The following is a 20962-nucleotide window of genomic DNA, read 5'->3' as shown; positions in this document are numbered from 1 at the left end:
CGTTCCGAAACGAGTTTTGTCAAGCAGGCATGCGTTTCAGGAGTGTGCCAGAAGCCTGGGCGTCCGGGTGCCAAAGGCTATGGTTTGCTCGGAAGGTCGCCATTCGCCTGTATTTTCGTCCCGGCCCTGAAGGATCATGCGAGGCGAGATCGTGCTTATCTCTTCTGCTGCCTGCTGGCTGAGCCTTCCTTCTTCGCCGACAGACAGCCGGTTTACGATCAGAGAGAGGCGTGTGTCGGGAAAGGCAGTCTGCATGGCGGTGTCGCCGCCACTGTCTCCGCAGACGAGCAGCGGGCCATGTCCTCTTTCACGAACAAGTCTGCGGCGTATTGTCTCAACTTTTCCGGGACCATAAGTGAGCGGCCAGTCTGGTGCAGGATGTGTTCCGAGCTTTCCTGCGGACGCATCCATGCGAATTCCAAAAATATTCTGTGGGGGAAGGCCGTAGCCGAATTCAGGGTCAGTGGCGAAAACGCGCACGACTGTTTCGAGTGAGGCGGAACACACAAAAACATCAATTCCGGCATGACGGAGCGCAGCCTGCAGGTCTGCAATTTCCGGTGTCAGACGTAATCCATGTCGGACCGTATGGCGAAGAAGACCGGATTTTCCGGCACGCTCTGATGGCGTGACATATCTAGTCTCTCCGATATCGCGCCCAAGAGCCCAGCGGTTTGCGTGCCCCGCCAGTCTGGCAATGTCGGCCTCTGTCAGACCGCCCAGAAGACGGATGATCCAGTACAGTGCGACTTTTGGTCCAGCCACAGCATCAATCGCGGTATAGCTGAACAAAAGCCGCGTCCGCAGTGCTGCCAGGGCCGGAGTAGCGGCGGGAATATCAGGCCGTTCTGCAGACCAGCCTCCGTATCGGGACCAGAGTTCAGCATAATCGCGTGTCATATCGTCCGCGAGATGTGCAAAGCGCACTGCCTGACCGTCCAGATTAAGAAAATCCGGCCCAAGGGAGCCTTCTGGAACATCTTGCAGGATCACGCGATGAAACTGGTCTGGTGGCAGCGCAAAACTGAAAGTTTCGAGCATGTATTGCAGGAGTGCTTCCTCACAATCGCCGAAAATGCACGTGTTGTCCCAGTCGAAAACAGCATAGGGGCGCGCATGAACTGGCTGAGCGGAGATCAGTTCCGACAGGAGGCGATGATTACGGGGAGCCCATTTCAATGGAGACAGAACCGTATCATCCGCGCGCGAAACGCCGGTCGCGGTGCAGGTTCCAAGGAGGGCTGCCGTGCCAGCCAGAAAGTGTCTGCGACTGGGCATACTCATGCGCTGTGTCCGCCCATCAGAGGATCGGTTCGGCTTGCCCGACCGGTCTGAAGATGCCCGGCAAAGCGGAGCGTATTCTGACGGGTAGTCTTCGTGGATGCGCTGACGTGTTCTGCCGGTGTTTCTGTCACGATGAGATCATACCAATGGTCGCTGGAAACAATGTTCCAGGGAACATGCGCGCTCTGTCGTGGCAGCAGGGACACCGTCCGGATATCGTGAGGTGCGTAGGATGAGATGATGGAAAAATGTCGCGTTCCGGACGCCGTATTTTCGAGCGTCAGCGTGACCTCTCCCTGGGAGATATCTGTCTCAAGCATGGCCTGCGGCATGTGGGCGCCGGAAAACATGCGATGGAAGCCGTCCGGCCCATGAAGATTCATCGTCTGACCGTCCCGCAACCCTACTTGGATCTCATGGGTCTGGCCCGCAGCGAGGGTATAGTGCCGCATGGGGAAGCCTGTTTGCTGAAGCTGGAAGACAGCACCCTGCGCTCCGGTATTGGCGAGACGGAGGATAATCTGCCCGTTACCGTCGTGAAGTAGATCCGCATTCAGGGCATAGGGGAGTGGGCGGGCAGGGCGCTGGGTGATCTCCTGCTTTGGCATGGCTTGGGGTTGTGGAATCACCGGTGGAGGCAGGCGGCAGGAGGCTCGTGTTTCAGCCAGATAATGCTCCGTATCTGGGAGGGTAATGGTCCAGTCCGGGTCACTGGCGGTAAAGTCGAAAACGCTTGTCAGATCACCACAAACAGTTCTGCGCCATGGGGTGATGTTCGGGGCAGGGACACCAAAGCGTGCCTCCAGGAACCGCAATACGGATGTATGGTCGAAAAGCTGGGAGTTGACCCAGCCGCCTTTCGTCCAGGGGGAAATGACAATGGCTGGGACGCGCGGCCCCAGCCCGACAGGAACGTTCCCAAGGGCTTCACCTTCCAGAGACACAGAACAATAACCCTGTGTTGGGTCATTGGGGGTCAGGGGAGGGACAGGCGCGGGCATGTGGTCGAAAAAGCCGTCATTTTCATCATAATTCAGAATGAAGACGGTTTTTGCCCACACATCCGGGTGTCGGACAAACACGTCCATCAGGCGCGAAATCAGACTCTCGCCGTAGCCCGGTGGTGCGTCAGGATGTTCCGACATGGCCTGCGAAGGGACGATCCATGAGACCTGTGGCAGGTTTCCCGAGGCGACGTCTTTCTCGAAGGCTTCGACCAGAAACCGTCCTTCAGAGGTCGCGCTGTTATGGGCATTAGACCCGGGGACGATCCTGCGGGCACGCTGGTGCTGCCAGCTCTGCTCGGGGACCTGCCGAAAAGTCGCGTAGGACTGAAGAGGGTTATCAGTGAAGTTGTCGTATTCCTGATAGACCCGCCATGAAACGCCTGCAGCCTGCAGGCATTCGGGATAGGTTTTCCAGTCAAAGGGTCTGAAGGCAGGATTGTCGTGTGTGCTGTCGGCTGAAGGGTTGCCATCATCAACATTGACCGTGACCTGCTGGCCGGTATTGCCGACTGCCAGACCGCTCGTACCTGTGAAGAAATACAGCCGGTTTGGATTGGTCGGCCCGAAAATGGAGGCGTGATAGGCGTCGCAGATGGTGAAGGCTTCAGCGAGCGCATAATAATAGGGGATGTCTTCGCGGGTGAAGTGCCCCATGGTCATGACGGTTTTATGGGGGACCCAGACATTCCACTCGTTCCAGACGGTCTGTGACCCTTTCCAGCTGTGATCAAGACTGGCGAGGCAGGCAGAGGATGTATGAACCGTGTTCAGCCGGAAAGGCAGGACCTGGTGGCCCTGTTCATCCGGCTGGGAAAAGACGGAGTTCCCGTCTGGCAAACGGAGGGCACGGGGGTCACCATAACCCCGCACGCCTCCGAGGCAGCCAAAGTAATGATCGAAAGAGCGGTTTTCCTGCATGAGCAGGACAACATGCTCGACATCGCGGATCGTGCCAGTGGTCCGGTTGGCCGGGATGGCGAGAGCCTTGCGGATGTTGTCGGGCAGAAGCGCCATGCCGGTCGCGGCAGCTCCGGCTTTCAGGAAAAACCGTCGGCCCGGGCTGATCTTTGGCATGTACGCTCCCCTGTTCTGTACCTGTGATCCGGCGATGCTCAGAAAGTTACGGCGACGGAGCCGAAATACTGTCGCGGTGCACCGATCAGGAAGGACTGGTCATCCCCCGACATGGAATTGCCGTTCTCCCCGGCGGTGGCAATATAGGTCGTATTCGTCAGGTTATAAACATTGAAGCTGAATGTGAGGTCCTGAAAGGACTTGAGGTGTCTGTTGTACTGGCCCAGATTGCGCAGATGGTACTGCGCGCCTGCGCTGGTCAGCCAGTAGGAGGGGATGCTCAGGTCGCCGGTATAGGTATAGTTGCGCTGCCCCATGTACATCGTGTCGATATGGGCGCTGACATCACGCCAGGCGTAGGACAGGCTCGCCTTGTACATGAACCGCGGATAATTGACGATCTGCTGCCCCGCAATGGCATATGTCGTGCCGCCGCTGGTGACATTCTGATCGTAGGTTGCATGATTCCAGCTGATGGAATTCGACAGTGACAGTCCCTTGATGGGAGTAATGACCAGGGCTGCGTCCACACCATTCATCGTAACGCCGCCTACGTTCATGACAGCGGAGTATGGGTTGGTGATCGGGCCGCTGGTGATCTGCTGCAGGCGGTTGTGGAAGTTGGTGTGGTAAGCGTACAGGCTCGCATTCAGCAGACGGTCCACGTAACGATAGCCGACGGCGAAGTTCCAGTTGGTTTCGGGCTTCATTTTTCCGGCGCCCATGGTCTGGTCGTAGGCGCTCTGGGTCATTGCGAACGGCGAGGCCCCGCCCTTGTAGCCGGCAATTGGATAGGACTTCACATTCTCGGCGACATCGAAGAACAGTTCGTGGTTTTTGAGAAAATGCCAGTCCCCGCTGATATGTGGCAGGAAAGCGCGGGCGGTGGTCACAGTGCCGCTGGCGAGGGCATCCGTGCCAGTATAGGCTGGAATATTGGCTGTCTGATCGCCGGTCACGGACTGCCAGAGGGACTTGAAGCCGAAATGCAGGTTTACATTTGGCAGGACATGATAAGTGTCCTGAACAAAAGCCGTGAAACTGTTGGACGAGAAACTGTCGCCCCAGAGGCGGGCTGTCGGGTCAGGCAGTGATCCCATCGAGTTGATCGGCGTGCCTTCTCCCAGGACCGGTTCTTCATAGGCGTTACGCCCGACGGCCACATGGTAGTGTTCGTACCAGACACCGGCACTCAGATCGTTATGGGCAATCTCGTAATGCAGGGCGGACGTGAAGCCACCACGCTGGGCATGTTCGACGGTAATCTGGTCAAAGAGTGGCGAACCATTCGGCATCAGACCATTTGAATACCACGGATAGGGACTGGCCCAGGTACCGCGTCCATACTGCCCCTGAGCATAGACCGTGGATTTCCAGCGCAGACGCGAGGTTAGGGCAAAATCCATGTTCAGACCGCCCAGATAATCGCGTTCGACCGTGCCGCCATCATAGTAGGAGGCATCATACGGATCGGAGAGCTTGCTGTATCCGGCTGGAAGGGCGCCGCCCGGCTTGTTGTTGGCCGCCAGAGCCAGCTTGTAGGCCTTCGCATAGGCATTGGGTGTGCCAATGAAATTGTCCAGACTGGAGCCATAGTTGTTCAGCATGTCGAACGACAGGTCCTGGTACTGGTACTGATCAAGGTCGCCCCAGTCGAAAATGGCGGAAATCTGACTGTCCTGCCCAACCGGCTGTACGATTTTGGCATTGACCTGCTGCATGAACTGGTTGCCACCACCTTTCCATTTGTCGAGATCATTGCGCATGTAGGACGCATACATCCGGGTGCCGGTCTTGTTCAGGTCTCCGGTATCGAAACGGATGAAGGTGTGCATGTTCATGCTGGACCCGAAGGTCTGGGCAATCTGGCCGCCCGCCTTATGCTTCGGATCGCTGGAGAAATATTCGATGGAACCACCAAGGTTGGACGTACTGGCGATTGATTCCGCACCAGCTCCCTGGGAGATCACCATGTGTCCGATGTTTTCGGAAGCAATGGCGTTGATGATATTCAGACCGTTGAATGAATGATACTGCTGATCACCAAGCGGAATGCCATCAAGGGTCATGCCGATCTGGTTCTGCAGGAAGCCATGCATGAAAAACATCTGTGACCAGATGTCCACGCCCTGAGAATCTGCCGATTGCAGCATGATGCCAGGCAGTTTTCCAAGAACCTTGAGAACACTGGTGCCGGGCGTTTCTTCCTGGATGGACTTGGCGCTTACGACCTCCTGTGCGCCATGCGAGCGATGGACGCCTGTCACGGAGATGGCCTCACTGGCAGACTTGATGACAACCGCATGTCTGGCAGGAGACGTTGTGACATGCTTCGATTTGTCAGGCCGTTTCACGGGATGACGCGGCATTGCTGCCGCCTGAGCGCCAAAGCTTAAAATGGAAACAGCAATGACGAGACGGGGGCGATACCGGATCTGCATGATATGATCGTCTCCTCGTAAGAGCAGGCAGAGGCGCCCCTCATGTCGATACGAATGTGTTATATTTTTCTCTACCAAACCTTTCGACACGTGGTCTTGACGGAACGACACACTTTCTTGACAGGCGGGAATGTCGGGATGACAGGGGAGGACCGCGTTTGGAGAAAGCGACGTCTTTTCGGAACCGACATGACAGAAGCTGTTGTCTCCGCTCCGCCATACTGCCGCTGAGGCGAGGGTGATTTCTCTTCGCATATCTGGCGGATGACATGATCGCGACCAGACAGGAATACAAACGCGCAGCTTTCTGTTGATACGTTATAACATAACATATATGAGGAGCTGGAAACTTTTCCTTCCGTCAAGGAGCTGCCTGCATGCCGGATGTCCGATTGCCCGTTACCGTACTTTCCGGCTTTCTGGGGGCTGGAAAGACGACGCTCCTCAATCACGTTCTGAACAATCGTGCCGGTCTGAAAGTCGCCGTCATCGTCAATGACATGAGTGACGTGAATATCGACGCAGAACTGATCCGCAACGGTGGCAGCGACCTGTCGCGAACGGACGAAAAGCTGGTCGAAATGACCAACGGGTGCATCTGCTGCACACTCAGGGACGATCTGCTGACAGAAGTGACCCGTCTGGCTCAGGAAAACCGTTTTGATTATCTCCTGATTGAATCAACGGGCATCGCCGAGCCTCTTCCTGTCGCGGCCACTTTCGAGTTCCGTGATGAGGAGGGGCGCAGTCTGAGCGATGTGGCCCGGCTTGATACAATGGTGACCGTCGTGGATGCCGTGAACCTGCTGAAAGACTATGGTTCAACCGATTTTCTGCGCGACCGTGGCGAGGTCGCGGGAGATGACGATGAGCGTGCGCTTGTTGATCTTTTTGTCGATCAGATCGAATTTGCGGATGTCATCGTCCTTAACAAGACAGATACGGCCTCGCCTCAGCAGGCAGAAGCCGCGCGCCTTATCATCCGCTCGCTGAATGCTGATGCGGCACTGATCGAGACCAGCCAGAGCACGGTTCCCCTGGATCAGGTTCTGAATACAGGACGTTTTGATTTCGAGCGTGCGCACCAGCATCCCTTGTGGTTCAAGGAATTGTACGGGCATGCAGAACACCGTCCTGAAACGGAAGAATACGGCATTTCCAGCTTTGTTTACCGTGCGCGTCGGCCTTTCAATCCGCAGGCCTTTTCCGATTTTATTGAACGGTCATGGCACGGGGTTGTACGGGTTAAAGGGTATTTCTGGCTTGCAACCCGGCCGGACTGGGTTGGAGACCTGAGCATCGCAGGTGCACTGGCGCGCCATCAGGCCGCGGGCCGCTGGTGGGCGAGCGTGCCCCATCAAGACTGGCCGGACGATGAGAGCTGGAAGGCAACGCTCGCCGGATACTGGGACGACGTCTATGGCGACCGCCGGCAGGAACTGGTGTTCATTGGTGCGGGAATGGATGAAGCAGAAATCCGGATCGCGCTGGACAGCTGTCTTGTCCCCGATACACAGACTGATATTTTCATGCCATGGCATTACGATCATCTCGCTGACCCTTTTCCTCAATGGGCATAATGAAGTGACGTCAGTCGGCGTTCACTGTTTTTGAGTTCAGGAAAACTTCCGAGCCCCAGGCATGGCAAGGCGGTCATCAACGGACTATGATCCGCTGATCATGAGCAGGCGAATTATCACATCTATCGATGTGGCGCGGCATGCGGGCGTCTCACAGTCGGCCGTATCCCGTGCCTTTTCTTCGAATGCCAGTATTTCCCCGGTAACGCGTGCCAAGGTTTTTGAGGCTGCCGCGGCGCTGAACTATCGCCCTAACCGTATTCCGGCAATCATGCTGTCTGGCCGTTCAGGTATGATCGGCGTGGTCGTTGGTGGGCTGTCGAACCCGTTTTATGCTTTCGCCCTTGAATGCCTCACTGTATCTCTGCGTGCTGCCGGTTTCCAGATTATGCTGGTGCACGTCGATGATGCCTTGATCCTTGATGCTGCTTTGGATCAGTTGGCCAGCTATCGCGTGGATGCAATCATTACTGCGCTGGCCGTGGGCACCCCTGAGGCAGCCCGTTGCCTGAGCGAACTCAATATCCCGGCAATCTGTTTCAATTCCCGCATTGTCGGTCCAGGTATTTCCACGATCCGGTCGAATAACAGCGCATCCGGCTTTCGGGCGGCTCGCATCATGCAGGAATGTGGTGTCGTGCGTCCTGTCTGGCTGGGGGGACCGGTCCGGAATGCGGCGTCACGAGAGCGCCGCCGGGGCTTTCTTGGAGCGCTTGCCACCGATAATGGCACCGGGAAAAGCGTTACTGAACTGCAAGGCGATGACACTTACGAAAGCGGCTTCACCGCTGTTCGTGAGTATCTCAGGCAGGGGCATCGACCGGATGGCCTCTTCTGCAGCAATGATCTCATGGCATGTGGCGCATTGGATGCCTTCCGTGATCACGGAATTCTGTCCTGTCCGGAAGATGTGGTGGTGATTGGATATGATAATATTCCGCAAGGGGCCTGGCAGGCCTACCAACTCACAACGTTCAGCCAAAATCTTGGAGCATTTGCTGAAGTCGCGATTGAGATTCTGACAGAAGTTCTCTCATCTCCGGACGTCGCGATTTCGCAAAAACGAATGATCGATGCAGAACTTCTCGTGCGCGGCAGCACAATGCGAAAAGCTCCCGTTTCCAGATAAGTCGGAATTGATGGCAACCATTCGTCATGGAGATGCTTTGCATAGCTATGCAACAAAACCGGGCTAACAATCCTTCAGGAGCGATATCATGACAAACAGAAATTTCCGCGCCATTTTGACGGGCTCTTTCTCCAGCCCATGTGCCGACAATCCAACCGTGGCCATGATGGAGGCTGCCTATGCCCACGATGGCATTGATGCCCGTTATATCAATTGCGATGTCAGCGCCGATAATCTGAAAGAAGCCGTTAGAGGCGCTGTGGCCATGGAGTGGGTCGGCTTCAACTGTTCGTTGCCTCATAAGGTGGCCGTCATGGAGCATCTGAATGAGATCGCGCAATCTGCAAAGATTATAGGCGCGGTGAACTGCGTCAGTATCCGCGATGGCCGGCTCATTGGAGATAATACGGATGGCAAGGGATTCCTTGCATCCCTCAAACAAGCAACGGACCCTGCGGGCCAGAAGGTTCTGCTGCTTGGTGCCGGGGGGGCAGCGCGTGCGATCGCCGTGGAACTGGGCCTTGCGGGTGCAAAGAGCATAATGATCGCCAATCGGAAGCTGGAAAAGGCGGAGGCCATTGCGGATTTGCTCCGCAAGAATACAGACTGCGCGGCAGAAGCTGTTGGCTGGGAGGCTGACCTCCATGTGCCTGAGGGCGTGGACATTGTCATCAATGCCACTTCGATCGGATTTGGAGAAAAAGAGGCGCTCCCGCCCATCGCACTTCAGTCACTGACCGAAAAAATGATCATCGCTGACGTCATTCCTAATCCCCCGATGACCAGACTTCTGAGGGAGGCCAAATCGCGTGGCTGCACAACGCTCGACGGTCTCGGCATGCTGGTAAATCAGGGCATCATAGGGGCGGAGTTGTGGTTTGAACGCAAACTTTCTGCGGACATCATGAAGCGGACTCTGGAAGATATTTTCGGCGTCACCGACTGAGCAAGCACACCGGAAACGGCACTACTGCCCAGGTCTGAACCAGATACGGAATGTCTGCCGGGCCTGGGCCAGGCCAGAAGGAGACGCCTCATGTCCGCTACCCTCCATGGATCTCAGAAGCGCACGCAACGTCGGGAGCATATGCAATCGCGCGTGTCGGAACTGCTGCCGGAGTTCTCTCATCTTGAAGATCGTCGAAAGGAAGCAAAGCGATATGTTGCGATGGCGGCCGCTGTCGCTGCGATCGGCGGGCTTCTGTTTGGATATGATACGGGCATCATTGCTTCAGCACTGATCTATGTAACGCGGAGCTTTTCCCTCTCGACGGCTGGTCAGGAGTGGATTGCAGCTGCGCTCAATCTAGGAGCCGTGGCCGGAGCCCTGCTGAGTGGGCCGGTTTCCGATCGATATGGGCGTCGGCCGGCAGTCATATTCGCTGCGCTTGTGTTCATCGCGGGCTCAATAGGCTGCGGTCTGGCGCCAAATCAGGGGACGCTCATTGTTGCGCGGCTGTTCCTTGGATGTGCCATTGGGGCCACGACACAAATTGTACCTGTCTATGTCGCGGAACTGGCACCGGCGGAGCGGCGGGGCGGCCTTGTTTCGCTGTTTCAGATGGTGTTCTCCCTCGGGTTGCTACTGGCTTTTTTCGTCGGATACGAACTGGCTGGGCCACGTGACTGCTGGCGAATGATGTTCATGCTCGGTGTCATTCCGGCAGTTCTCCTGGCAGTCGGGATGTTTTTCCTTCCGGAAAGTCCGCGCTGGCTTCTCCATCATCAACAGGAAAGGCGGGCAATCTCGATCCTTTATCGCCTGCGAGGGCATCATGAGCCCGTTCATCGCGAACTGAACGATCTGCTGGCGACAAACGACGAAACGGTTGAGGAAAGCGGGTGGAAAGCACTCCGGCAGAGATGGGTGCGCCCAGCTCTCATTGCCGCTTTGGGGGTTGCTGCCCTATCGCAGCTTTCCGGGCCAAATGTGATTGTTTACTACGCCCCCATTATTCTCGCGAAGACAGGCCTCGGTCATTCTGCCGCATTGCTGACATCGGTGGGTGTCGGGATCACCTCGACGATTACAACGGGTATGGGGATCGCTCTGATCGATCGGGTTGGTCGCCGCAGGATGTTGCTTGTCATGCTGCCTTTTGCAGCATTGTCATTGTTCGTTCTGGGCAGCATCTTTCTCAGTAATGCGCCAATTGCGGGCATGCGCATGGCCGCTATGGTCGCCGCTCTTCTTGGATATATCTTTTTTAATTTCGGTTCGCTTTCAGTGGCGGTCTGGCTGATCGCTTCGGAAGTCTTTCCACTGGAAATACGCAGCAAGGCAATGGGCCTGGCCAGTGCCACCGTCTGGCTTTCCGATACCCTTGTTTCTCTGGTCACGCTCACGTTGGTCAACGCGCTGGGATCGACCGGAACCTTCTGGCTGTTTGGCCTGGTCAATGTTCTGGCATTTGTTTTCGTCTGGGCGTTCGTGCCGGAAACTGCTGGGACGACGCTGGAAGAAATCGAGACGCGCTTGCACCAGGGAAACTTCTTCGGAACACACAAGCGGTAAATTGTATGGGACAGCGTCGCGTTTGAACTCGGGTCGTGTCAGGTAGCGCCGGGCGGACACATCACGATGCGAAAATATCGCCTCTCCCGCGGCTTTGTGCAGTAATCCATCCGGGCATACAGCCGCACCATGTCAGCTATCCTCGCGATCAAATCAGAAAATAGCGTCACAAGCACCTCTCGACAGCAGATAAGCGTTCGAGACGATCACATGATATGTCACATTTATTCGTGATAAGTCACAGGTATATGTGTTTTAAATATCATGAATGATGTTATGAGTACCCATCATTCCTATCGCTCGATAATCGGTCACGCTGTCTGGAGGGTGTTCAATGCGCCAGGATTTCACCATTGGAATCGATAGCGGTTCCACGACGACAAAAGCTGTCGTGTTCTCGCCAACCGGCGCGATTATGGGAACGGGACGTCGCCGGGTGGCACAGCATATGGACCGCCCGCACCATGTTGAGCGAGATATGTACGAGGCTTGGGAGGCTGTGACCGCTTCCGTGCAGGATGCGCTGGCAGATGCCGGGCTTGATGGGTCTGCCATCGCTGCAGTTGGCCTGACGGCACACGGGGACGGCGTTTTTCTACTTGACCGATCAAGTAAGCCGCTGGGCCGGGGAATTATGTCCCTCGACAGCCGCGCAACGGCGCTACATGAGCAGTGGCACCGCACTGGTCTGTCCGATCTGGTTCTGCCTGTGGCAGGACAGCGTCCTTATACCTATTCGGCCAATACGCTCCTTGCCTGGATACGGGATAATGAGCCGGATCGTTATGCCGCAATCGGCTCCGTTATTTTTGCGAAGGACTGGATCCGATACTGTCTGACGGGTGAGATCGCCACGGATCTGACAGAAGCCAGCACGTCGTTCACGGATTTACAGACACAGGACTACAGCGATGATCTGTTGGAAATCCTGGGATTGCAGGAAATCCGCAAGGCATTGCCGGAAATGCGCCTGTCCTGCGAAAGCGGTGGTGCCCTGACGCCTGAGGCCGCTGCCCTGACGGGCCTGAAAGCTGGAACGCCTGTTTCGGTTGGGCTGCATGACGTCACGGCTGCGGCAGTCGGGATGGGATATACCCAGGCCGATGATCTTTCCATTACGGCCGGAACATTTTCGATCAATGAGGTGTTCCGGGATCGGCCGGTCGTCGGGGAAGGCTGGGCCTGTCGCGCCGGATACCGTCGCGGTCTTTGGAACTGCATGGCCATTTCCCCAGCATCGTCCAGCAATCTCGAATGGCTGGCAAAGCTGCTGCGCCCTGAAGAACAGGATGCGGCCCGGCAGCTTTCGGCGGAAATGGAAAGCCGCCTCTTAAAGCCGGGCGGACGTCATCAGGTTCCGCTGTATCATCCGTTCCTGTTCGGCTCGCCCTATGAAGTGCCAGCCAGCGCTTCCCTGTTCGGCGTGCAGTCCTGGCATGATCGGGCAGATCTGTTTCAGGCGATGGTGGAAGGCACGATCTTCAATCATCGCGAACATGTCGATGCCCTGCGTCAGACAGGGCCAGTCCGCAGGATTGGCGTGTCGGGCGGGGGCAGCGGACAGCCGGTGATTGCACAGATGTTTGCCGATATTCTGGGTGCAGATGTAGAGATCCCTGAAGTCCGGGAAGCTGGCGCGCTTGGTGCGGCCCTGACCGCCAGTGTCGCCATCGGTCGATATGCCGATCTGGAAGAAGCCGTGTCCGCCCAGACCATCCCGATGCAGACATATCGGCCCCAGACTGAGCGACGGCATGTCTACGAAGGGATCTACCGGCGCTATGTTGCTCTGACCCAGGCCATGCGCCCCTTCTGGTCGGATCTTTATGATGGCGGCGCAGTACAGGCAGAACCCGTCACAGCCCCTGTCCCTGTGGAGGCAGGCCCCGTTCTGAATTATGCGGCAGTCGGTTTCCTGCCACAGGAGGCCCGGCCATGAAGGGGCTTAATGCAATACCGCAAAATGCCACGTTTGATGTCGCAATCATCGGGGCCGGGATTAACGGGGCAGGCCTCTTCCGGGAACTGACCCTGCAGGGCCTGCGCGTTCTTCTGGTGGACCGAAACGACTTCTGCTCCGGCGCATCATCCGCACCATCGCGTCTGATCCATGGTGGCATCAAATATCTTGAAACCGGCGAATTCCGGCTTGTGGCGCAGTCCACGCTGGAGCGGAACCTGCTGCTGCGCAATGCGCCCCATGTGGTGAAGCCGCTTCCGACCGTCCTGCCGATCCGCTCCTGGTTCGGGGGAATTATACCCTCTTTCCGGAAGTTTCTGGGGCTGGGTGGCAAAATGACCGATCGGGGCGCACTCGTTCTGGAGGCCGGTCTCCAGATATACGATTTCCTCGGGCGGCGTGCCCGTGTGATGCCCCGTCACAGCCTGTTCCTGAAACGCAGGACACGGGAGGAGTGGCCGCATATGGCGGCGGATGTGATGGCAACGGCACAGTATTACGATGCCGCCATCACCCAGCCCGAGCGCCTCGGTTATGAATGCGCGCGCGATGGGCTTGATGTCGGGACGGATTGCGCAGTCTCGACCTATACGGTGCCGCTGTCCTTTAAGGATGGCGTTCTGGCCCTTCGGGATGAACGAAGCGGCGAGACGCGCCATGTCCGCCCGCGGATCGTCGTCAACGCCGGGGGCGCATGGATCGACCGGATCAACACCGTTCTGGGCCGCCCGACCCGCTATATCGGCGGGACAAAGGGCAGCCATCTTCTACTGCGCCATGAAGGGCTTTTGCGGGAACTGCGTGGCCGCATGATGTATTTCGGAACACCGGATGGACGCATCTGCCTGGCCTACCCGTTTTATAATCATGTGCTCGTGGGCTCGACGGATCTGCGGATTGAAGATCCTGACAGTGCCGTCTGCACGGATGAAGAACAGGATTACATGCTGCGGATGCTCGGCGGCCTGTTTCCGGGATTCCGGTTCGGCACGGAAGATGTGATTTACCGCTACAGCGGCGTGCGGCCCCTTCCTGCAACCGACGCGGCTGATCCGGGCGCCATCAGTCGCGATCATATCATCCAGGAAGACGATCTGGACGGCATACCGCTCCTGTCGCTGGTCGGTGGGAAATGGACGACGTTCCGGGGCCTTGCTGAAGAAACGGCAGACAGGGTGCTGGATATGCTGAATGTGCAAAGGCACCTGTCCACAAAGGAATTTCCTATCGGCGGCGGACGCGATTATCCTGCGCCTGAACGATATTCCGCCTATCTGGACGAGTTTTTTGTCACGCATGGTCTGCCAAGAACCCGTGCGGCTCTGCTGCTGGAACGCTATGGCTCCCGTGCACGGGCATTTGCGGTTTTCTGTCAGGAAGAGCCGGATGCGCCACTGCGCAGCCTGCCCTCCTACACGCGTCGCGAACTGGCATTCATCGCCACCGATGAGCTGGTGCGGACGCTGTCGGACGTTCTGTTCCGCCGCACACCGATTGCCCTGAGTGGCCTTCTGACGCCGGACGTCGTGCGCGAAGCCGGAAGCATTGTCGGGGAAGCGCTCAGCTGGAGTGCGCAGGAGACGGAAGAGCAGTGCCTGCTGACCTGGAAGGAGGGGCAGGAGCGTCACCAGCTGAAGGGTGAACTGCCCGCCGCATCATTTTCACACACAGCCCTGAGGGCATAAGCCATGAACCGTTATGAAGAAAAGATTGCCCGCATGGTCTCCGGTCAGGACAGCCGGACCGATTTCATCCTTGCGGATGCCAAGGATTCCGACATGGCGGCCGGGATCAGCGCCACAGGCCTGCATCGTCATCCGTCCCCGCTGCATGAGGGCCGATCCCGCTTTCGGACCCGGCGTGACTATGTGGATGTGATCAAAACGATCCTCGATCAGGATATCGTGGACATTATGCTGACTTCGGCTTCGATCCTGGAAACTCTGATTGAGGACGATGCCTTTGCCGGCACACGCATCCAGTCAGCAATCCGCGCCAATGACACGACCGATCTGTGGCGGGGCCGCGGAGGCAGCTACCAGACGCAGAAATCTGTTCCTTTCCGTTCGGCCTCCCTGAGGAAAGCACAGACCAACCTCGGTCTGTATTCCATGACGTTCAATGGGGATGCCGAACAGGACAGCTTCGCGCTTGAGGAATTCGCCCGCTTTCGCGAAGAAGCGGCAGAGCGGCGTTTTTCGTATTTTCTGGAAGTTTTCAATCCTAATGAAGGACGGATTTCCCGCGCGGATCACGGCTTCTTCCTCAACGACATGATCGTCCGTTGTCTGGCAGGACTGAGACGCGCAGAGCGGCCGGTTTTCCTCAAGGTTCCGTTTAATGGCGCGGAAGCACTGACGGAGCTCTGCGAGTTCGACCCGTCGGTAATCGTCGGCATCATGGGGGGCGGGAGCGGCACGACCCGCGACTGTCTGGAACTCCTCCATCAGGCCCAGTGCTGTGGCGCCCGCGCTGCCCTGTTCGGTCGCAAAATCGTGGATGCGGATGACCCTGTCCTGCTGATTGAAGCCATGCGCAGCGTCACGGATGGCGCCCTGTCGCCCATGGAAGCGACCCATCTCTATCACGAGAAAATGGGCAAGCGCGGTCTGATCGCCGGGCGGGGGGTGGAGGTGGACAGTGTGGTGACGGAAACTGTCCTGTTGGAGCGGGCGGCGTGACGTTTGTGTGAGGGGTTTGGAACCTTCGGTTCATATCGTTATTATTGTCTTTAATAACATTAAATATGTTATGGTTTAGCGCTAAAGTGATTCGGGTGTCAGGGGTTGGGAGAAGTGGCATGAGCATTCAGCCAGTTGGGCAGTCTTTCGGGAGGGCGGTTGTGGATCAGAAGAGCGTCTGGATCGGGACGAGCTGGAAGATGAACAAGGGGCCGGCCGAGGCGATTGCTGCGGCGCGGGCGCTTGAGGCTTTTCAGCCGCCTGAGGGGGTGCGGTCGTTTGTGATTCCGCCGTTCACGTCCCTGCGGGATGTGTGCTCGGTGCTGGAGGACGGTGCGCTTCTGGTGGGTGCGCAGAACATGCACTGGGAGGACAGCGGCGCCTGGACCGGGGAGGTTTCCGCACCGATGATTGCGGAATGTGGGGCCTCCATTGTGGAGATCGGGCATTCGGAGCGCCGGCAGTATTTTGGCGAGACGGACTGGACGGTGAACAGGAAGGTTCATGCGGCGCTGCGGCATGGTCTGCGTCCGCTGATCTGCATTGGGGATACGTCTGATGAATTCGAGTTTGGTGTTTCGCAGGAGACGCTGGCGCGGCAGGTGAAAATTGCGCTGCATGGCGTGTCCCAGAAGGATCTGGGGCAGGTGCTGATTGCGTATGAGCCGGTCTGGGCCATCGGATCGGCGGGGCGTCCGGCCGAGGCGGGGTTTGTTTCCGGCATTCATACCCGGCTGCGGGGTGTGGTGCGGGAGCTGGCGGGTGAGGGTGGTGTGCGCATACCGCTGCTTTATGGCGGCAGTGTTTCGCAGGCGAATATCCGTGATTACGTCGCGTTGCCGGATGTGGATGGTGTGTTTGTCGGGCGGGCCGCCTGGGATCCTGCGGATTTCATGAAGCTGGTGGACAGCGTGGGTGGCCTGGTGTCCCGCAAGGCCGCGGCCTGAGGGCGACCCGGAGAGGGTGTCACGTAGCCTGTTCCGATGTCGGAACAGTTTGACTGAACGTTATGGAAACGGAGAACGGTCATGCGTATTGCGATTGGTGGAGACAGTGCCGGGGAAGGTCTGGCGCGGCTTCTGGTTCAGCATCTCTCGACACTGGGGCGGCATGTCGTCGTTGACATGTCCCATCCCGAGCACGAGCGGGGCGAGCTGTATTCCGAACTGAGTGAGCGCGTGGCGCTGGCGGTTCTGCATGGGGAGTTCGACCGGGGCATTCTGTGCTGTGGGACGGGGATTGGCGTGTGCATTTCCGCCAATAAAATTCCCGGCATCCGGGCGGCGCTCACCCACGATACGTATTCCGCGGAGCGGGCGGCGCTGTCGAATAATGCGCATATCATCACGATGGGATCGCGGGTCATTGGGCCGGAGGTTGCGAAATCCATTGTGGAGGCCTGGCTGGCCTGCACGTTTGATCCGCGCAGTGCGTCGGCGAAGAATGTCGCGGGCATTGATGCGCTGGGAAAGAAATACCGCCAGCAGAGTCCTGTCGGCGCAAGTTGCTGAAGTAAAACTTTCCGTCCGGAGCTGATCCGGCTGGTTCTTTGAAAGAAGACACTTATGAAAACGGCATTTGCTTTTGCCGCAATGCTGACGGCTGCGCCCTTTCTGGCGCCGCTGGCAGCGGGTCAGGCCCAGGCTGCGGATACCGGCGCACCTTTGCGGTTCGTGCTGATTCCCAAGACGGTGCATCCGTGGTTCGACAAGGCGAATAACGGGGCGCAGGCGGCTGCGGCGATGATCACGCAGACGACGGGGCGGAAGGTTGAGATTGAATACCGTGCGCCGCAGACGGCGGATGTGTCGTCGCAGAACGACATTATCGAGCGCGCCATCGCGACGCATCCTGACGGGCTGATCCTCGATCTTCTGGACGAGAAAGGCAATCGCGCGACCATGGACGAAGCCGTGGACGAGAAGATCCCCATGACGGTGTTTGATTCCCTGCCGCCTGAAGGCATGGACATCACGGCCGTGGGTGCGGATTTCTGCGAGCAGGGGACGATGGCGGCCGAGCGGCTGGCGAACCTTGTGGGCAGGAAGGGCGAAGTGGCGATCATGATGGGGGTGCCGACGGCGCCGAACCATACGCTGCGGGCCGAATGCGAGAAGAAGGTCTTTGCGAAATATCCGGACATGAAGGTCGTGGCGACCGGTGTGGATAATGACAGCATCGAGACCGCGCAGAAGCAGGCGTCCGCCATCATGCAGGCACATCCGGATCTGGTCGGGTGGGTTGAGTGTGATGCGTCCGGGCCGGTGGGCGTGGGGCAGGCGATCCGTGAGAGCGGCAAGACGGGCAAGGTGAAGGAAGTGGGGCTCGATAACCTCAATGACATGATCCAGCTCATCAAGGAGGGCGTTGCTGAGTCCTCTGCGTCGAGCCGGCCGGAAATGCAGGGATACTGGGCGGTCGTGTCGGCCTGGCAGCGGGCGATGGGGCAGAAGACGCCCAAATATATCGATACCGGAATTGACCTTCTGACGGCCAAGAGCCTCTGACGCGGCAGGAGAGGGAGTAACGGTCATGACAGTTCTTCAGATTGAAGGCATCCGCAAGACCTATCCCGGTGTGGTGGCGCTGGATCATGTTGATCTGACGCTGGAGCCGGGGAAGATCCATATTCTCGCCGGGGAGAATGGCGCCGGCAAGTCCACGCTCATCAAGACGCTGACCGGGCTGGTCGTGCCGGATGAGGGGACTGTCCTGATTGAAGGGCAGGATGCGCTGCATGACCGGACGCTGTTCGAGAAGGTTGCGTATGTGCCGCAGGAGCTGAATCTGTTCGGGCCGATGACGGTGGCCGAGAACATGTTCATGCCGTTCAACCGTTCCGGGTTCGGGCATCTGACGGTGTCGCGCGGGGCGATGGAAAAGGCGGCCGCGGAGCTGATCGCGCGGTTTGGCATTCATGCGAAGCCGGGGCAGCTTGTGAACCGGATCAGCGTGCCGGACCAGCAGCTCCTTCAGATTGCGCGGGCGGCGTGTCGTGAGGAATTCAAGGTGCTGATCCTTGATGAGCCGACGTCTTCGCTGACGGCCAAAGAGACGGAGCATCTGTTCCGCATCATTTTCCGGCTGCGCGATGAGGGATGCGCGATCGTGTTCGTGTCGCACAAGATGGAAGAGATTTTTGCGCTGGGAGATACGGTGACGGTGCTGCGCAATGGTCGCAGCGTGGGCACCTATCCGATGGCGGAGATGACGGAGGGGCATCTGATCCGGCTGATGTCCGGCAGTTCGGTTTCGCTGGAGGAGAAGTTCCAGCCGCGCGTGGTTGCGTCTGAGTCTGACGTTATCTTGAGCGTTAAAGATATGTCGGGGCCGGGGTTCTCGGATGCGTCCTTTGTTCTGCGGCGTGGGGAAATTCTCGGGTTCGCGGGACTTGTGGGGGCCGGGCGCTCGGAGCTGATGCAGACGATCTTTGGATATCTGCGCTCGACGGGGGGGCATGCGTTTCTTGAGGGTGAGGAAATCCCGAAGGGCCGCACCGACCGGGCTGTGGCTCTGGGGATGGTTTACCTGTCCGAAGAGCGCAAGCATCACGGGATTTTTCCGCTGCTGAGTGTGCGGGAGAATATCAGCCTTTCGGTTCTGGACCGCATGAAGCGTGGGGGGATCATTTCCTCCGCGCGTGAGAATGAGGTCGTGGCCGATACGATCCGGCAGTTCGATGTGCGGACGTCTTCGGCGGGCAAGAAGATCGCGCATCTGTCGGGCGGGAACCAGCAGAAGGCGATTATTGGCCGGGCGATGGCGCGGCGGCCTCGTGTGCTGATTTTCGACGAGCCGACCAAGGGCATCGATATCGGCACGAAGTTCCAGATCTACCGCATCATGCAGCAGCTCGCGGAAGAGGGCGTGGGGATCATTCTCGTCTCGTCCGAAATGACCGAGCTCCAGCGTTGCGCTTCGCGGATCATCACCATGTATTCTGGCCGGATCACGGGGGCGTTCGATCAGGCCACTACTGACGTCAACACACTTGTCGGCGCGATCATCGGCGCCCCGGAGACCCGTCATGTCGCTTGAAACCACTGTTCCGGCAGCCCCTTCGCAACAGCCGCCGAAGCTGCCGCCGCTCAAGGCGCTTGTCTCCCGTCTGGCGGGAAATCCGCTGGGGGGCGTGATTGCGGCGCTCGTCATTATTTTCGGCGCGTCCTGTGCGTTGTCGCCGCACTTCCTGACGACGTTCAACATGATGATTATTGCCCGTGCGCTGGCCTTTATCGGGCTGGTGACGATCGGGCAGTCCGTTCTGATGATCCTGGGCGAGCTTGATCTGTCCGTCGGCGCGATTGGCGGGCTTGCGGGTGTGGTGGGCGGCATCCTGATGGTGCAGCTCGGGCTGAATCCCTGGCTGTCGCTGGTGCTGTGCCTGTTGATGGGGGCGGGTTGCGGGTTGCTGAACGGGGCGCTGATTACGCAGCTTCGTTTGCATTCGCTGGTGCTGACGATCGGTATGGCGGGCGTGTATGGCGGCGCCAATCTGGTGGCGACCAAGGGTGTCGCGATTACGGGTGTGCCGCGGGACATCACGTTCCTTGGCCGTGGCCTCGTTATGGGCGTGCCAGTGCCGTTCGTGGTGCTGCTGGTCTGTCTGGCGATTGTGGCGTTCGTCATGCTGCGCACGCCGGTCGGGCGTTACATTTATGCCATTGGCAGCAATCCTGATGCGGCGCGGATGCTGGGGATCCGGGTGAATGCGATCCGGATGGGGGCGTTTGCGCTGGCCGGGTTCCTTTCGGCGCTGGCGGGTATTCTGATGGTGGCGCGTCTGGGCACGGCCCAGCCTTCCATTGGTGACACCTGGGTGCTCGGGCCGATTGCCGCGGCCGTTATTGGTGGCGTGGCGACGACGGGGGGCATTGGCAGTCCGATTGGTGCGGTTCTGGGCGCCGTTATCATCGGCATTATCGAAGACATCATCGTTCTGTTTGGCATCTCGCCGTACTGGCAGTCGGTGGTCAGTGGAGGAATTGTCGTGCTGGCGATTTCCTTCGATGCGCTGGCCCGCCGTTACCTCAACCGTGATGCCGTCTGAAATCTGAAAAAGGGAGACGTTCCATGACCAAGATCTGCGGTGACGCATCGACTTTCGCGGCGTCCGCCCTGCGGGGGTTCAGCCTTCTTCATCCCGATCTCGTGCGGCATGTGCGTGGCGGCGTGCTTCGGGCCACGCCGGGCCGTCGTGGCAAGGTTGCCGTCGTGCTGGGCGGTGGCTCGGGGCATTATCCGGCCTTTGGTGGTTATGTCGGGCCGGGGTTCGGGGACGCGGCGGTGGC

The 20962-nt window shown here is 58.3% G+C and carries 16 protein-coding genes; 13 read left to right on the top strand and 3 right to left on the bottom strand.

Going from position 1 to position 20962, the window contains the following annotated elements:
• Nucleotides 1–36 precede the first annotated feature (36 nt).
• The 3 genes from JK202_RS00080 to JK202_RS00070 are packed head-to-tail and all read right to left on the bottom strand — an operon-like array spanning nucleotide 37 to nucleotide 5806.
• A complete protein-coding gene (locus JK202_RS00080; RefSeq protein WP_211556846.1) occupies nucleotides 37–1284 on the bottom strand; it encodes a haloacid dehalogenase-like hydrolase in 1248 nt (415 codons plus the stop codon).
• A complete protein-coding gene (locus tag JK202_RS00075; protein WP_211556843.1) occupies nucleotides 1281–3365 on the bottom strand; it encodes a phosphocholine-specific phospholipase C in 2085 nt (694 codons plus the stop codon). Before JK202_RS00075 ends, JK202_RS00080 begins: the two co-directional genes overlap by 4 nt.
• 38 nt (nucleotides 3366–3403) lie before the next feature.
• Entirely contained in the window at nucleotides 3404–5806 is a 2403-nt protein-coding gene (locus JK202_RS00070) for a TonB-dependent receptor (RefSeq protein WP_211556838.1), read from the bottom strand.
• Between the two features lie 377 nt (nucleotides 5807–6183).
• On the opposite strand from JK202_RS00070, the gene zigA reads away from it, so the two are divergent.
• The 13 genes from zigA to JK202_RS00005 all read left to right on the top strand — a co-directional run.
• Nucleotides 6184–7386: a zinc metallochaperone GTPase ZigA gene (zigA, locus tag JK202_RS00065; protein WP_211556836.1), complete on the top strand. Its 1203-nt coding sequence runs from the start codon at nucleotides 6184–6186 to the stop codon at nucleotides 7384–7386.
• A gap of 100 nt (nucleotides 7387–7486) precedes the next feature.
• Nucleotides 7487–8515, top strand: coding sequence for a LacI family DNA-binding transcriptional regulator (locus JK202_RS00060; RefSeq protein WP_211556833.1), 1029 nt, complete (start codon nucleotides 7487–7489; stop codon nucleotides 8513–8515).
• 88 nt (nucleotides 8516–8603) lie between these two features.
• Nucleotides 8604–9461: a shikimate dehydrogenase gene (aroE, locus tag JK202_RS00055; RefSeq protein WP_211556831.1), complete on the top strand. Its 858-nt coding sequence runs from the start codon at nucleotides 8604–8606 to the stop codon at nucleotides 9459–9461.
• Between the two features lie 141 nt (nucleotides 9462–9602).
• Entirely contained in the window at nucleotides 9603–11030 is a 1428-nt protein-coding gene (locus JK202_RS00050) for a sugar porter family MFS transporter (protein ID WP_211557381.1), read from the top strand.
• 334 nt (nucleotides 11031–11364) lie between these two features.
• Nucleotides 11365–12969, top strand: coding sequence for an FGGY-family carbohydrate kinase (locus tag JK202_RS00045; RefSeq protein ID WP_211556827.1), 1605 nt, complete (start codon nucleotides 11365–11367; stop codon nucleotides 12967–12969).
• Complete coding sequence (locus JK202_RS00040) at nucleotides 12966–14675, top strand: glycerol-3-phosphate dehydrogenase/oxidase (protein WP_211556825.1); 1710 nt, start codon at nucleotides 12966–12968, stop codon at nucleotides 14673–14675. The genes JK202_RS00045 and JK202_RS00040 overlap by 4 nt, the downstream gene beginning before the upstream one ends.
• A gap of 3 nt (nucleotides 14676–14678) precedes the next feature.
• On the top strand, nucleotides 14679–15671 hold the full coding sequence (locus JK202_RS00035) for a hypothetical protein (protein WP_211556823.1): 993 nt from the start codon (nucleotides 14679–14681) through the stop codon (nucleotides 15669–15671).
• A gap of 119 nt (nucleotides 15672–15790) precedes the next feature.
• A complete protein-coding gene (locus tag JK202_RS00030) occupies nucleotides 15791–16618 on the top strand; it encodes a triose-phosphate isomerase (protein ID WP_211556821.1) in 828 nt (275 codons plus the stop codon).
• Nucleotides 16619–16699: 81 nt separating this feature from the next.
• Nucleotides 16700–17182 (top strand): RpiB/LacA/LacB family sugar-phosphate isomerase, encoded by a 483-nt coding sequence (locus JK202_RS00025; protein ID WP_211556819.1) that lies wholly within the window; start codon nucleotides 16700–16702, stop codon nucleotides 17180–17182.
• Nucleotides 17183–17236: 54 nt separating this feature from the next.
• Entirely contained in the window at nucleotides 17237–18178 is a 942-nt protein-coding gene (locus tag JK202_RS00020) for a substrate-binding domain-containing protein (protein WP_249199473.1), read from the top strand.
• 25 nt (nucleotides 18179–18203) lie between these two features.
• Nucleotides 18204–19709 carry a sugar ABC transporter ATP-binding protein gene (locus JK202_RS00015; RefSeq protein WP_211556818.1) on the top strand — a complete coding sequence of 502 codons (1506 nt, stop codon included), beginning with the start codon at nucleotides 18204–18206 and terminating at the stop codon, nucleotides 19707–19709.
• Nucleotides 19699–20721: an ABC transporter permease gene (locus JK202_RS00010; protein WP_211556815.1), complete on the top strand. Its 1023-nt coding sequence runs from the start codon at nucleotides 19699–19701 to the stop codon at nucleotides 20719–20721. Before JK202_RS00015 ends, JK202_RS00010 begins: the two co-directional genes overlap by 11 nt.
• A 23-nt stretch (nucleotides 20722–20744) precedes the next feature.
• A partial coding sequence (locus JK202_RS00005) for a dihydroxyacetone kinase subunit DhaK (RefSeq protein WP_211556814.1) occupies nucleotides 20745–20962 on the top strand: 218 nt, incomplete at its 3' end.

Origin of the sequence: Gluconobacter sp. Dm-62 (assembly GCF_018256155.1) — a bacterium.
Lineage (GTDB): Bacteria > Pseudomonadota > Alphaproteobacteria > Acetobacterales > Acetobacteraceae > Gluconobacter.
This window is presented reverse-complemented; position numbering and strand designations above follow the sequence as displayed.